Source organism: Salsuginibacillus kocurii DSM 18087, from assembly GCF_000377705.1.
Classification (GTDB): Bacteria; Bacillota; Bacilli; order Bacillales; family Marinococcaceae; genus Salsuginibacillus; species Salsuginibacillus kocurii.
In genome coordinates this window covers 1-14070 of record NZ_KB898624.1, presented here as the reverse complement: position 1 = coordinate 14070, position 14070 = coordinate 1, and the positions used below count along the sequence as shown (strand labels likewise).

The window sequence follows — 14070 nt, the reverse complement described above, 5'->3', positions numbered from 1 at the left end:
TTTTACAAAAGTAGTAATAATTAGCCTTATTTCTTTGTTATTCTACAAGCTGTTCTGGTGATTCAGATGGTGACTTCCCGCCAAGTTTTAACAGTGAGCGTGCAAATAAACGCAACCAGCTGGCACTTTCAACAGATTCAGCTGCTTCTAATTCAGTACTTGAGAGCACTTCTCCCTCACGTTCTAAACGTAATTCTCCAATAATTTCTCCCTCTTCAATCGGGGCTTCAAGATTGGTTTTTAATTGAATCTTTTCTTCTATGCCTTCTCGAGATTCATCTTTTTGAAGCAAGAGGCTCGTTCTATCGCTTGTTCTGACCGGAATATTTTCTTTCATCCCTTTTTCAACTGGCGAAGATGTGATGACTTGGCCACGGTCAAATAGATTTTCAACTTTATAGGCCCCAAATCCTTCATCCAATAAGCCTGTGATTTGATCATTGCGGTCATTTGGGGTCTCAGCACCCATCACTACAGCAATTAACCGCATATCTTCACGTTTGGCGGTGGCTGTTAAACCATACATTGATTCACGTGTAAATCCTGTTTTCAACCCGTCCATTCCTTCATATGTTTTGACAAGCCGGTTCGTATTTACGAGCCAAAACTCGTCATCAGTTCCCTGGCGCAAATAATCTTCGTAAATATTTGTGAATGACGTAATCTCTTCATGATCCAACAGTTTACTCGCTAACATTGCAAGGTCCTTTGCCGTAGAATAATGACCATCTGCAGGCAAGCCATTTGAATTTTTAAAATGAGTGTTCTTCATGCCTAATTCCTCGGCGCGTTCATTCATTCTTTCCACAAAGGCCTCTTCACTGCCTTCTAGATGCTCACTGATTGCAACTGAAGCATCATTACCAGATGCAACGGCTATAGCTTTTAACAGATCGCGAACAGTCATTTCTTCACCAGGTTCCAAAAAAATTTGTGAACCACCCATAGAAGCGGCTTGTTCACTTGTTGTAACTTTATCATCAAACGAAACTTCTTCCTCTTCAATCGCTTCCATCAGTAACAGCATCGTCATCATTTTTGTCATTGAAGCGGGAGCCCGCTGTTCATCTTCATTCTCAGCATTTAAGATCATTCCTGTATCTTTTTCCATCAAGATATAAGAAACCTCATCTGTCTCTGCCGATGCATAGTCTGATGAGAGAATACTTGCAAGTAATACAATAAAGGAAAGCAGTGTCTTAAGCATATTTGTAAACCTCCAGTTTTTAGCACCAGTATCGCCAAGCTTTGCCTAAACCATACAAAAAGCACGCAAGTCTTTTAAGACTTACGTGCTTTTGAACGAAGTTTACAATAATAAGGAAACATTTCCTCTATTGAATGACATTATAGATTAATGGAGGAGAAGCAACTGCTTCAGTTCCAATTTGGTACGCATTCTTGACCATTTCTTTCACCGAGGCAGTTTCTTCTTTATTGGCATGGAGAATAGCAACAGGTTCTCCTGGCTCAACTGGATCGCCAATTTTTTTCACTAACTCTATACCAACTGCATGATCAATTGTATCCTCCAGTGTAGCTCTTCCTGCCCCTAGCATCATCGCTGCTTGTCCGATTTTGGCTGCGTGCATACCCTGCACCCAGCCTCCTTCAGTGGAGACAACTTGATGGCGGTAAGAGGCTGAGGCAAACCGTTCTGGGTCATCCACACTTTGAGGATCCCCGCCTTGGTCAGCAATAAAAGTCTTCATGACTTCAAGTGCTTGACCGTTTTGGATAACCTCTTCTATTTTTACCTTCGCTTCATCAAGGTTCTTTGCTACCCCAGCTAATACTGCCATATGAGAGGCTAAGGTGACACTTAACTCATGTACGTCTTCAGGGCCATTCCCACTTAATATATCAATGGCTTCTTTAACTTCTAACGCATTTCCAACCATTTGGCCAAGTGGCTGATTCATATCTGATAACACAGCAATGGTATTACGATCTAGAGATTTACCAATACGGACCATGGCATCTGCAAGCTCCCTGGCAGACTCCACATCAGTCATAAATGCCCCACTGCCACATTTTACATCTAATACGATCGCATCTGCACCGGCTGCAATTTTCTTACTCATAACCGAACTTGCAATTAATGGAATTGAATTTACAGTGGCCGTTACATCCCGTAAAGCATAAAGTTTTTTGTCAGCCGGGGTTAAATTCCCAGATTGGCCTGCTACCGCCAGTTTATTTTTATTGACCAAACGTATAAATTCGGCTTGTGATACTTCAGTCTCAAAGCCTGAAAAAGCTTCAAGCTTATCGATCGTTCCCCCTGTATGCCCAAGGCCGCGTCCGCTCATTTTAGCAACCGGTGCTCCCAGGGCAGCGACGAGCGGGCCAAGCACGAAGGTGGTTTTGTCCCCGACCCCGCCGGTTGAATGTTTATCTACTTTTACCCCGGCTATGTCGGAAAGATCTAATTGGTCACCCGATTCAGCCATTGCAAAGGTAAGAGAAGCTGCTTCTTCTTGGCTCATCCCTTGAAAATAAACAGCCATTGCTAATGCAGAGGCTTGATAATCAGGGATTAAATCCTGGCTGTATTCTGCTACAAACCAATTGATTTCTTCACTTGTAAGGGCAGCGCCATCTCGTTTTTTTTCAATCAAATCTACCATTCGCATCTTGTATCCTCCTTTCTATTAGACAACTTTTTAATAAGAACATATGGGCCCTAAAGACCTTTACATTTCAGTCAGAATTTCTTTTACGAGTTGAATGAAACGAGGCTTCGTCTTGGTAGCTACCTCAATTACTTCATCATGACTGACACCTTCGATTTCTTCACCAACAGCCATATCTGTCACACAGGAAATTCCTAACACTTCCAAGCCGGCATGATTTGCAACAATTACTTCAGGCACCGTAGACATACCAACCACGTCACCGCCTAATTTTCGCAGCATTTTTAATTCAGCCGCAGACATAAAATTAGGACCAGAAATCCCGGCATACACACCTTCTTGTAATGAAAGATCAAGCTTTTTGCCGGCAGCATGGGCTACGTCTTGCAATTGTCGAGAATATGCCTGGCTCATATCTGGAAAGCGAGGTCCTAGCTCTTCATCATTTGGGCCAATAAGCGGGTTAGCTCCAGTCATATTTAAATGATCAGTTATGACCATTAAATCTCCAGGATTAAAGGAAGGGTTCATACCACCACAAGCATTAGTTACGATCAGCTTACTTACCCCTAGTTCTTTCATTACCCGGACTGGGAATGTAACATCTTGCATTGAATAGCCTTCATAAAAGTGGAAACGCCCTTGCATCGCAATGACTTGTTTTCCTTGCAATGAGCCGGTTACTAACTGGCCGGCATGGCCTTCCACTGTAGACACCGGAAAATGAGGAACGTTTTCATACTTGATCCGTACATCGCCTTCAATTTCTTCCGCAAGGTCGCCCAGGCCTGAGCCTAAGATTAAACCAATTTCAGGTTTTTGCTCTAGTTTATCTTGTAAAGATGAAGCTGCTTCTTTAACTTTTGAATGTAAATGATCCATGTTTCTCCTCCGTTCACAGTTCTTGAATAATTGTTTTCATCAAACGTAGAAAATCTACTTTTACTCGTTCGGTTGTCTCTATAACTTCATCGTGACTAAGCGGTTGATCTAGTATACCTGCCGCCAAGTTTGAAATACAGGATAAACCGAGGACTTGAAGTCCCATATGATTAGCCACTACCACTTCAGGTACGGTGGACATGCCAACCGCGTCTCCACCTAGTTCCCGCAGCATTTTTACTTCGGCCGGGGTTTCATATGCTGGTCCTGTATTTCCAACATATACACCTTTTTGTAGAGAAAGCTCTAGCTTCTTGCCAGCCTGTTCAGCTACAGTTTGCAACTCTTGATCATATGCACTGGACATATCTGGAAAACGAGGGCCTAACTGTTCATCATTCGGTCCAATCAATGGATTGTCGTTCATAAAGTTAATATGGTCTTCAATAATCATTAGATCTCCAGCCTGAAAAGCTTCATTAATCCCGCCAGCAGCGTTCGTAACAATAAGCTTTTCAATGCCAAGAGCCGCCATCACCCGGACCGGGAAGGTCACTTTTTGCATGCTGTAGCCTTCGTAATAATGAAAACGGCCCTGCATAGCGATCACTGTTTTCCCTTCTAATGTCCCAAAGACAAGCTGGCCTTTATGGCCAGCTACAGTCGAGGTTGAAAAGCCTGGGATATCTTTATACTGAATATAGATCGGGTCTTCTATTTCATCTGCTAAGATACCAAGACCTGAGCCCAGAATTAAGCCGAGCGAGGGCTGATCTGTTAATTTATCCTGGATAACAGTAACTGCTTCCTGTAAAGACGTTGTCACTGCAACCGCCTCCTTTACCCTTGATTTCTGATTTCTGACAAGAAACTTGTTCCATTTGCTGGAGCACTTAGTCTAAAATTGTCGGCAATTGTGGCCCCCACATCTGCGAAGGTCTCTCGTTCTCCTATTACTCCTCCTTGCTCATGGCCAGGCGAATAAGCTAACAACGGAACAATTTCACGCGTATGGTCAGTACCATGGTGAAGAGGGTCATTCCCGTGATCAGCCGTAATAAGAAGCAAGTCATCATCGTTAAGCTCTTCAAGTACACTTGGCAGCTGCTGATCGAATTCTTCTAGTGCTTTTGCATAGCCTTCCGGGTCGCGACGGTGCCCGAATTTCGCATCGAAATCGACAAGATTAAGGAAACTGAGGCCGGTAAAAGAATGTTTTACGGTTTCTAAAAGCTTGTCCATTCCATCTTTATTGGAGGAAGTGCGTATCGCATTAGTCACCCCTTCGCCATCATATATGTCAGTAATTTTTCCAATGGCCAAGGAATCAAAGCCTTCATCTTCTAAATCATTCATAACCGTACGGCCAAACGGCTTAAGTGCATAGTCATGACGGTTCGCAGTCCGCTCAAATTGACCTGCTCCACTTCCTACAAAAGGCCTGGCAATTACTCTACCGATCATATAAGGGGCTTCATACGTTAAGGCTCGTGCTTTTTCACAAATATCATGCAGTTCAGCTATTGGTACGACCTCTTCATGGGCAGCAATTTGTAGAACAGAGTCTGCAGAGGTATACACAATCAAGCTTCCATCTTTCATATGCTGTTCGCCCAATTCCTCAATGATTTCTGTTCCGGAAGCTACTTTGTTGCCAATAATCGAACGGCCTGAAATTTCTTCCAGCTTGTTAATGAGTTCATCTGGGAAGCCATCTGGGAACGTCCGAAATGGCTCGTCAATATAAAGGCCCATTAACTCCCAGTGGCCTGTCATCGTATCTTTACTTCTCGATTTTTCATGCATAATACCTGTATAAGCTTCAGGTTTGCCAACTTTCTCAATGCCGGGCGCTTGCTTTATCCAGCCAAGCCCGAGACGTTCTAGCGTTGGCAAATGCAGGCCTCCGACATGCTCAGCAATATGACCTAACGTATCCGCTCCTTTATCACCATAAGCTTCAGCATCTTTGGCTTCGCCAATTCCCACTGAATCCATGACAACGAGAAAAATGCGTTCATACGGGTAGCGTTTCATCTGGATCATCCTTTCTAAGAGTAGGTAAAGGGTTACAATGAAGATTACGTTTATGCGCGTGGATGATGGTCGCTATAAATATCTCGCAGCCGTGAGGTAGAAAGATGAGTATAGAGTTGGGTCGTAGAGATATCAGCATGTCCCAGCATTTCCTGAACTGCTCTTAAGTCTGCCCCATTTTCTAATAAATGAGTAGCAAAGGAATGCCGAAGCGTATGAGGCGTCAGCTCTTTTTCAATACCTGCTTCCACGGCAATCTGACGTATAATCTTGAAAAACCCTTGTCTACTTAAGGAGTTTCCCAAGCGATTCACAAATAACACCTGCTGTTTTTTTCCTTTTAACAATTTTGGCCGAGCTTGAGCCACGTAGCGCTCAACCGCATCAATAGCTGTTTTACCAATTGGGATAATCCGTTCTTTATCTCCTTTGCCGATACAACGAACAAAGCCCATTCGCCCATGAATATCTTCTACTTTTAAATTGCAAAGTTCAGAGACACGCAGCCCCGTCGCATACATCAGTTCAAGCATGGCCTTATTCCGTTTTGAGAGTGGAGTAGTGCCGTCAGCAGCCATTAATAGCGTTTCTACTTCTAATGGGGTAAGGACTTGGGGAAGTTTTTTCGTCGTTTTCGGCTGCTCTATCAAATGACTAGGGTCAAAAGAAGAAAGGTTTTCCCGTGTAAGAAACTGATGAAAAGCGCGAATCGAGGAGGTCGTGCGCGCTAAAGTAGCTTGTGACTTCCCTTCATCTTTTAAAGTATGTAAATAAGATAAAATCTCGGCTCGTTTTACTTCTTCCCAGTTGGTGATTTGTTTGGTTTTTAAATAGGCAAGGTATTTTTTTAAGTCTCTCTCATAGGAACGTACAGTCTCCTCACTTAAACCACGCTCCACATGAATATAATGGATAAAGTCTTCCAACGTCTCTCTCATCTCAAACGTCTCCCTCATTCTCCATGGCGTAACAAATATAGAAAACGGTCCCACCCTGCAAGCATGGAATCATCTGACTCAGAAACTTCTACCCACACTTCTTCGGGATGTTCTAGTCGTTCATCTCCTCTATATTCTTCATGTAACCATAGGATACCATAATAAAAGAAAAGGGTGGAACACGTAAAGATAACAATCACTTTTAAAGTCTCCCAAGCTTTTTTTATCATTGCATGAACTCCTTTACTCACTTGTCAATGAAGGTAAAAAGAAATATAAGAAAACATACATCTATCATATGACAAGCTTTGAAAAGAATATACCTGCGAGCTTGGATATGTAAGAATTGGTCCCTGACTCCATCCCCCCCTTCCCTATACCAAAAAACCTTTTCAGACTAGTACTGAAAAGGTCAGGTTACGCATTTTTAGCTTTTTGTTCGAGCTCTTGCCCCACGTTCTCATCCTCTTGTTGTGTATCATTGGCTTGACAGCGGTGGCATACCCCATGAAACGTCAGGCGGTGATCTTTGATCTGAAACGAAAAATCTTTCTCTACAATGCGTTCCACATCTCCTAGCAGGTCTTCCTGTATCTCATCAACCGACCCGCATTCCATGCAAACTAAATGATGGTGAAAATGATCAGCGCCCTCTTTTCGAAGGTCATACCTGGAAACGCCATCCCCAAAGTTAATTTTATCAACAACTTCAAGTTCGTTTAAAAGCTCAAGCGTTCGGTAAACCGTAGCTAACCCAATTTCAGGAGCTTTTTCCTTTACAAGCAAATATACATCTTCGGCACTCAAATGATCTTCTTCATGCTCGATAAGTACCCGAACTGTGGCTTCCCGCTGTGGTGTCAGCTTGTAGCTTTGGGCATGGAGCTGGTTCTTTATCCGATCAATCCACTGTTCCATACCGCACCCTCCTTGCACCTTTCACGCTTTTTTAATTATAAATTTGTGTGTCAGGTGTGTCAAATAATAATAGTTATCAATAATTAATAATAATTATTATTATATGATAATTATTATTAAGAGACAACCCTGATCATGATCGGCGCCAAGTTAGCTTCCACCAAGGCAGCTACTGCAATCATTATCCATGTTACCAACACCGCTGCTACATATTTTTTTATAAAAGAACCGAGCATGTCCGATTGATCATTATAAAACAGGCGTTTGACTAATTTAATCGACAACGATAACGACCAGACTGAAATGAATAAGAAGAAAGGAACGGTAATCATATTCTGCGGGAAAATTGAAACCATAGCCAGCAAAAATCCATCTACTTCCATTTGCTGCACGAGAAAACCTACCGTAAATCCAATTACCATTCCTTTAATAAATAATATAAGCAATATAAAAGGGGCTCCGACAACTGATAAGCCTAATAAAGCCATGAAGCCAGTATATATGACATTCTGTGAGAGGCTTTGATAGAAGATATCAGTACTGCTTGCTACCCGTTGTTCAGACATTTGTGTAAAAAATTGCTGTACATACATTAATAGATCATGTTTATGGGACAAGCCTAAGCTGTTAACCATTACACTCCCAAATACCACTCCCATTAAGAAAAGGACGGTTGTAAATACATAAGTCGTTCTATTCGCTCCAATATGGGCTCGTACCGCTTCCAATAAATCCTCTTTCAACAGCCACCCCTCCTGTTCAAACAACACCTCCTTTGAAATCTATGAAATAAAAATTGCAGATAGAACGGCATCTTAATGCCTGTGTAAATCCCTTAAAAAACCCTTGGTTCTGTACGTTTTTCACCTAAATGTCTGCAGCCGCAAATGCTGAACTGCCAGTACGGTTTTTGCATCGTGGATAAGCCCTTCTTTAATTAAACCTTCAGCTTCTGCCAAGCTTACCTCGATAACTTCTACAAACTCATCCTCATCCAAGGAACGCTCCCCTTGAGATAACCCTTTTGCTTCGTACAATTCAATCAATTCATCGGCAAAGCCTGGAGAAGTATAGGTAGAAAATAACAGCTCCATCTCGTTAGCAACATAACCTGTTTCTTCTGCCAATTCTCGTGAAGCAGTTAGCTTGGGCTCCTCACCAGCTTCTTTTTTCCCTGCCGGTATTTCATAAATTTCTTTACCTAAAGGTTTGCGATATTGTTTGACTAAAACAAGTTTTTCTTCTTCGGTTACTGCTATGATGGCAACCGCTCCAGGATGGCGCACCACTTCTCTTTTGCCGGCCCGCCCATCTGGAAGCTCTACATCAACGACATCCAAATCAATAATTTTCCCTTCATAAATAGAAGTGGTATGTTTAGTTTTTTCCTCTAAATTCATAAAATCTCTACTCCTTTTATCATATCAGCCATTGCTTGTCTCATAGATTAAAAAAGATGAGAGTTGCCTCGTTACACTACACGAAGCCACTCATCCGTATTATAAAAGCGGAGCAATCAGGCGGTCCAACTGCTCATACGTAACTTCTCCTATGATTACTTGTTCAATAACTTGGTCGCGATTAATCACATAGGTGGTAGGGAAACGCTGAGCTCTATAGTTGTCTGCTACTTCTCCCTCTTCATCAAACATGACAGGCAGATCAATATCAAATTCGTCTAAAAATTCAATGGCGTCATCAGTGGAACGTTCATACGAAGCCATGTTTAGAGCTATTACTGTTAGCCCTTCATCTTGGTAATCATCGTGCAAATCATTTAATTCCGGCATTTCATCTTTACAAGGCTCACACCATGACGCCCACATATTCAAAATGACGACATCGCCTTCATAACCAGATAAACTTTGAGCTTCTTGTTCTCTCATCGGGAGCGTAAAGTCGAGTGCTCGGTCGCCTTCGTTTACGCCTGGCTCCACATTACTTAAGTTGGTGTATAAAACATACGCCACTGCAATAGCAGCAAGTGCTAATACAAGAGTTGTAACTTGTACTTTTTTCATTTGCGGTTTCAATCTCCCCTCTTTTATCCATGCTTTTTATCTATTATATGAATGAGTTCAACCACCAACCACAAGGAGATGAAATAGTTATGGGCTGGTTTGAAGCACTAATCTATGGAATCGTTCAAGGTTTCACTGAATTTCTTCCTATTTCAAGCACGGCACACCTCATTCTTTTGCAAATGGCTTTTGGCTATACCTTGCCGGGGCTGAGCTTTGAACTTATGCTGCATTTTGCCTCTTGTTTAGCGATCATATTTTATTTTCGGAAAGAGCTCATCCAACTAGTGAGCGGCGGGGTTCGTTACCTGCTCTTGAGCCAACGACAGGATAAGTCTAGTTTCATTTATTTACTATACTTGTTTGCAGCTACGCTAGTAACCGCAGTTGTTGGTTTCTCCGTAAAGCCATATGTGGAGACGTCGATGAAGACTCCCGAATTTATTGGAGGGGCCCTTTTAGTTACAGCTATTGCTCTTTGGGTTATTGAACGTTTTGCCGCTGGCACCAGAACGATTGAAACGATGAATATGAAAGATGCTATATGTGTCGGCTTTGCTCAAGCGTTAGCAGTCATTCCCGGCATCTCACGCTCCGGTGCAACCCTATTAGCTGGGCTTTCGCTCGGGATCGATCGAGAAACAGCCGTGAAATTTTCATTTTTATTAGCTATCCCCATTATGCTGGGCACATCCGTGTTAGCTTTTGATGAATTACAGGGTCTCTCCTGGTATCACTTTTTTGAAGTCTCCTTATTGGCAGCCATGATAATGGCCTTTTTCTGCTCCTTAATATGCATACACTGGTTACTCTACTGGATTCGTTCATTCCGCTTGACCATTTTTTCTGTTTACTGTTTTATCTTAGCTCTAATTGTTCTTTTTGGTTTTTCCGGGCAAGAAGTTATTGATGTATATTTGCGCTACGAATAATTCATACCTTGCAGTAAAGATTTGCGCATTAATTCTGGGGATACATGGTAGCCAATCAAAATAACTCGCGATTTTTCTAGTTCTGTTTGTTTATATTCTATTTTCTCGCCTGCCCATTGAATTCTTGTAAAGGAACCATCTTCTAATTGAACGACCCCTTTCATGCGAATGACTTCGGCAGGAAGCTGCTTAATCCACTTTGTTATTTCAGCAGCAGAGACTTTATGGTCAATATCAATTGAAACGACATGAAAGGAATGGTCATGATCGTGGTGGTGCTCCGACTGCAGCTCGTCAGTAGTCGGGAAATCACTATTTACTGACTGGCGCTGAGTGGCTAGCACCTGAGCAAATGAAATGTCCCCGTGTTCCGCTTCGATAACTGGAACAGATACTGATTTTTCAGCTGCTATTTTTTTATGAACTTTTTCTTTCGTTTTCTCATCAATAAGGTCTATTTTATTAAGAACTACTAACGAACTCGCCTGAATTTGATGTTTAAGTGTTGTTCGCACTTCTTTGGAGCTTTGAAAAAGGCTGAGGTAGGACAAAAAATGTTTTGCGTCAATTACCCCTATCACTGACTCTGGTTTTAAGCGGTCAATCAGTTCAATATCTGAAACGGCTGCTACAATTTCATAAGGGTCAGCTATCCCTGTAGCTTCAATGAACAGCACATCTGGACGCTCTTTTGTTTGATTAAGAAAGCGGCTGAGATCTTCTTTTAAATCATCTTGAATCGTACAACAAATACAGCCATCAAGCATTTCCAAAAGTGGTTCATCAGCGAAGTCCTCGCGGTCAATATTAAGGTCTCCCCATTCATTCATAACTACACCAGGTGTCTTCCCTTCCTGTTTCATTTCACGGAGCCAAGTTTTCAAAAATGTTGTTTTACCGCTCCCTAAAAAGCCGGTAACAATATGAGCAGGAATACGTAAATCTGTCATCATAGACCTCCTATTATTACAATTATATTAATGGTTTTAAAAATATATTTCACTCTGAACGCAATGATTGCCTCACTATTGAGATGAAGCGTTTACACTGCTTTTTCCTATTGAATTTACCGCTTCCCAAAGAGACGTTCTATGATAGAATACCTGTAGCCAACAGGAAAATTGAGGGTAGATTATGCATTTACTTTTTTCTAATAGTAGTAGTTTCTCCCGTATATATTTTATCATAGGAAAGAGGCATTTAAATGTCTAGAAGTTCTAAGCTACCTTCTTGGTTAAAAGATGGATTTGGTATTGTATTACTCCTTTTGTTTATTCTTGCTTTTTTTAATATTGATACGTTACAAGAAGATGAGTTTTTCTCACTTTCACCGGAATGGTTGACGGTTAACACAATTTTTCTTGGAATTGTAATCGAAGCAATCCCCTTCTTATTGCTTGGGGTATTTGTCTCCTCACTTATCCAAGTATTTGTGGCAGAAGATACGCTTCAGCGTTTCCTGCCAAAAAATGCATATGCCGCGTTATTTCCTGCAGCTGTTCTGGGCGCTATTTTTCCGATTTGCGAATGCGCCATTGTACCAGTAGTGCGACGCTTGATTAAAAAAGGGATGCCGCTTCATGTAGGAGTTGTCTTTCTAGTTGGGGCGCCGATTTTAAATCCTGTGGTTGCCGGTTCTACCTATTTTGCGTTCCGTAATGACTTATCTATTTTTTATACTAGATTTGGGCTAGCCTTTGTCCTTGCTATCATAATCGGTGGGCTAATGTATATTCTCTTTAAAAACAGCGATCAATTGAAGTGGCGTACCGAAGAACTGCGAGGAAAAGAAAGCAATAATTTGGCGCAAGTGCCAGTAAATAAACAAAACCGCTTAAAGCAAACCTTTTATCACGCTTCTGATGAGTTTTTCTTAATGGGTAAGTATTTAATTGCAGGTGCTTTAATTGCCGCTATGTTTCAGACCTTCCTAGACCGAAGCACTCTCCTTGCGATCGGTACTGATGCCTGGACTTCCACAGCGGTTATGATGGTATTTGCCTACATACTTTCTCTTTGTTCCGAGGCGGATGCCTTTGTTGCTTCTTCCTTTAGCAACACATTCAGTTCCGGATCACTGGTAGGTTTTCTTGTCTACGGGCCTATGCTCGATTTGAAGAACACAATCATGCTTTTTGCATTCTTCAAAGCAAAGTTTGTTATTTATTTTATGATCTCTGTAACCGTAATTGTCTATGCAGCCGTGATGATCACGCAATTCATTGTATTTCTCTAAGGAGGCGTAATGATGGAAGAAAGAAAAGACTACAGCTTTCACGCTTATTTACGTGGCATTATTTTGTTAGGATTTGCTTTGCTTAAACTCGGAATGATTATATCCGGCAGCATTCAGCTCTATATCGCCCCAACCATGATGCCATTTATATATGGTTCCACTGCCATTCTTTTTTTGTTAGGTGTAATTCAGATCTTGCGCAGCACAGCTGGCGATGATACTGATGAAGCTGCTTGTGATTGTGGTGCTGATCATGGAATGTCAGGGCCTAGGTACGTACAAATAGGAATCTACAGCATTTTCTTACTCCCTATTGCGCTTGGGTTTGTGTTGCCAGACCAAACCTTGAACAGTTCAGTTGCTGAAAACCGCGGCGTTCAATTCGGCGCAGCTGAAGCAAGCGAACCCCAGGGAGAACCGGATGATACAGGTGTTATTCAGGCTGAAGAAGGCGAAAACTTTGGTGAAGACACCTCACGAGCTGAAGAGTATATGGAAGACCCGGACGGGTACATGGAGAATGTAGGCGAAGGCTCAGCTGATGCGGGTGCAGAGGAACATTACACAGTCGAAGAATACTATGAAGATGAACAATTTGATAGTTATTACGCCGAGATGGCTGAAGAATATGAAGATGTGGATTTTCTCGATATTGATGAAGACATCTTCTTAGATATGATGACGATGCTCGACCAAAATATTGGCCCTTTTGAAGGCAAAGAAGCCGAAATCAAAGGATTTGTCTATCGCGAAGAAGGATTCACAGAAGATCAACTTGTTGTTGCTCGGTTTTCGATGACATGCTGTATTGCTGACGCTTCTGTTCAGGGCCTTTTAATTGAGTCAGAGGAAGCAGAACAATTTGAAGTAGACGACTGGGTGCAAGCCACCGGTGTAATCGAGGAAACAGAATATAACGGTCATGACATGCCTGTATTAAAGGTAACCAACCTTGAACCAGCCGAGGAACCAGACGTCCCTTACGTCTATCCAAGCTTTTAAATACCGCTTCTCTTAAAAAGGTCGTCACTATTAAAATGGCTCTGGTAACGAACAAAAAAAGCCCGTAAGCAAACATGAACTGGCCCAGGGAAATGAGACAAGAAAAAACACCTATGCTGCCACGGTCCTGTACTCCACAGGGGTGTGGCAGTTTAATTTGGAAAACGGTCGTATATAATTGTAATAATACATGTAATTTACTACTTTTTCTATTACAATAGTAGATGTAAGGGTCGCTCTTAATTGAGTGGCGAATTCTTCCGACTTTAGCGAGGAATGGAAGGATTCTATGACGGCATTATCAAAGCAATTGCCTTTGCGGGACATGCTTGTGATGATGCCGTTTTCTTTTGCTAATGCCTGAAAGGCATAGGACGTATATTGAGCTCCTTGATCACTGTGCAATATGACCCCATACGTATCTCTCCCATTACATGCCTCGCGCAACGTTTCTAAAACAAAATCCAC

Annotated in this window: 16 protein-coding genes; 3 read left to right on the top strand and 13 right to left on the bottom strand. The window is 42.0% G+C overall.

Annotation, left to right across the window (positions count from 1 at the left end):
• Positions 1-37 precede the first annotated feature (37 nt).
• The 11 genes from D469_RS19615 to D469_RS0104305 form a co-directional block, all read right to left on the bottom strand.
• Positions 38-1207 (bottom strand): D-alanyl-D-alanine carboxypeptidase family protein, encoded by a 1170-nt coding sequence (locus D469_RS19615; RefSeq protein ID WP_018922148.1) that lies wholly within the window; start codon positions 1205-1207, stop codon positions 38-40.
• 127 nt (positions 1208-1334) lie between these two features.
• Positions 1335-2636, bottom strand: a complete 1302-nt coding sequence (locus D469_RS0104350; protein WP_018922147.1) for a pyrimidine-nucleoside phosphorylase — start codon at positions 2634-2636, stop codon at positions 1335-1337.
• Between the two features lie 60 nt (positions 2637-2696).
• A complete protein-coding gene (locus D469_RS0104345; RefSeq protein ID WP_018922146.1) occupies positions 2697-3518 on the bottom strand; it encodes a purine-nucleoside phosphorylase in 822 nt (273 codons plus the stop codon).
• 13 nt (positions 3519-3531) lie between these two features.
• On the bottom strand, positions 3532-4344 hold the full coding sequence (locus D469_RS0104340) for a purine-nucleoside phosphorylase (RefSeq protein ID WP_018922145.1): 813 nt from the start codon (positions 4342-4344) through the stop codon (positions 3532-3534).
• A 14-nt stretch (positions 4345-4358) separates the two neighbouring features.
• Complete coding sequence (gene deoB, locus D469_RS0104335; RefSeq protein WP_018922144.1) at positions 4359-5555, bottom strand: phosphopentomutase; 1197 nt, start codon at positions 5553-5555, stop codon at positions 4359-4361.
• A 50-nt stretch (positions 5556-5605) separates the two neighbouring features.
• The gene (gene xerD / locus D469_RS0104330) at positions 5606-6493 is read right to left on the bottom strand and encodes a site-specific tyrosine recombinase XerD (RefSeq protein ID WP_018922143.1); all 888 of its coding nucleotides are present in this window, start codon (positions 6491-6493) and stop codon (positions 5606-5608) included.
• Positions 6494-6507: 14 nt separating this feature from the next.
• Positions 6508-6723, bottom strand: coding sequence for a DUF4227 family protein (locus D469_RS0104325; protein WP_018922142.1), 216 nt, complete (start codon positions 6721-6723; stop codon positions 6508-6510).
• Between the two features lie 187 nt (positions 6724-6910).
• Positions 6911-7411, bottom strand: a complete 501-nt coding sequence (fur, locus tag D469_RS0104320) for a ferric iron uptake transcriptional regulator (RefSeq protein WP_018922141.1) — start codon at positions 7409-7411, stop codon at positions 6911-6913.
• Positions 7412-7527: 116 nt separating this feature from the next.
• Positions 7528-8154 (bottom strand): stage II sporulation protein M, encoded by a 627-nt coding sequence (gene spoIIM, locus D469_RS0104315; RefSeq protein ID WP_018922140.1) that lies wholly within the window; start codon positions 8152-8154, stop codon positions 7528-7530.
• Positions 8155-8274: 120 nt separating this feature from the next.
• Positions 8275-8811 carry an NUDIX domain-containing protein gene (locus tag D469_RS0104310; RefSeq protein ID WP_018922139.1) on the bottom strand — a complete coding sequence of 179 codons (537 nt, stop codon included), beginning with the start codon at positions 8809-8811 and terminating at the stop codon, positions 8275-8277.
• A gap of 99 nt (positions 8812-8910) precedes the next feature.
• A complete protein-coding gene (locus D469_RS0104305) occupies positions 8911-9432 on the bottom strand; it encodes a TlpA disulfide reductase family protein (RefSeq protein ID WP_040606552.1) in 522 nt (173 codons plus the stop codon).
• 89 nt (positions 9433-9521) lie between these two features.
• Between D469_RS0104305 and D469_RS0104300 the strand changes: the two genes are divergently transcribed.
• Positions 9522-10364 carry an undecaprenyl-diphosphate phosphatase gene (locus D469_RS0104300; RefSeq protein WP_018922137.1) on the top strand — a complete coding sequence of 281 codons (843 nt, stop codon included), beginning with the start codon at positions 9522-9524 and terminating at the stop codon, positions 10362-10364.
• On the opposite strand, the gene D469_RS20960 is transcribed toward D469_RS0104300, so the two are convergent.
• Positions 10355-11317: a CobW family GTP-binding protein gene (locus tag D469_RS20960; protein ID WP_083910716.1), complete on the bottom strand. Its 963-nt coding sequence runs from the start codon at positions 11315-11317 to the stop codon at positions 10355-10357. The genes D469_RS0104300 and D469_RS20960 overlap by 10 nt on opposite strands.
• 251 nt (positions 11318-11568) lie before the next feature.
• Here D469_RS20960 and D469_RS0104290 point away from each other — a divergent pair, with 251 nt between their 5' ends.
• Both D469_RS0104290 and D469_RS0104285 read left to right on the top strand, forming a co-directional pair.
• Positions 11569-12600 (top strand): permease, encoded by a 1032-nt coding sequence (locus D469_RS0104290; protein WP_018922135.1) that lies wholly within the window; start codon positions 11569-11571, stop codon positions 12598-12600.
• A 9-nt stretch (positions 12601-12609) separates the two neighbouring features.
• Entirely contained in the window at positions 12610-13602 is a 993-nt protein-coding gene (locus tag D469_RS0104285) for a TIGR03943 family putative permease subunit (protein WP_240473314.1), read from the top strand.
• A 111-nt stretch (positions 13603-13713) separates the two neighbouring features.
• Here the strand turns inward: D469_RS0104285 and D469_RS0104280 are convergent.
• Positions 13714-14070 (bottom strand): DDE-type integrase/transposase/recombinase (locus D469_RS0104280; RefSeq protein ID WP_018922133.1); only part of this gene is annotated, 357 nt, incomplete at its 5' end.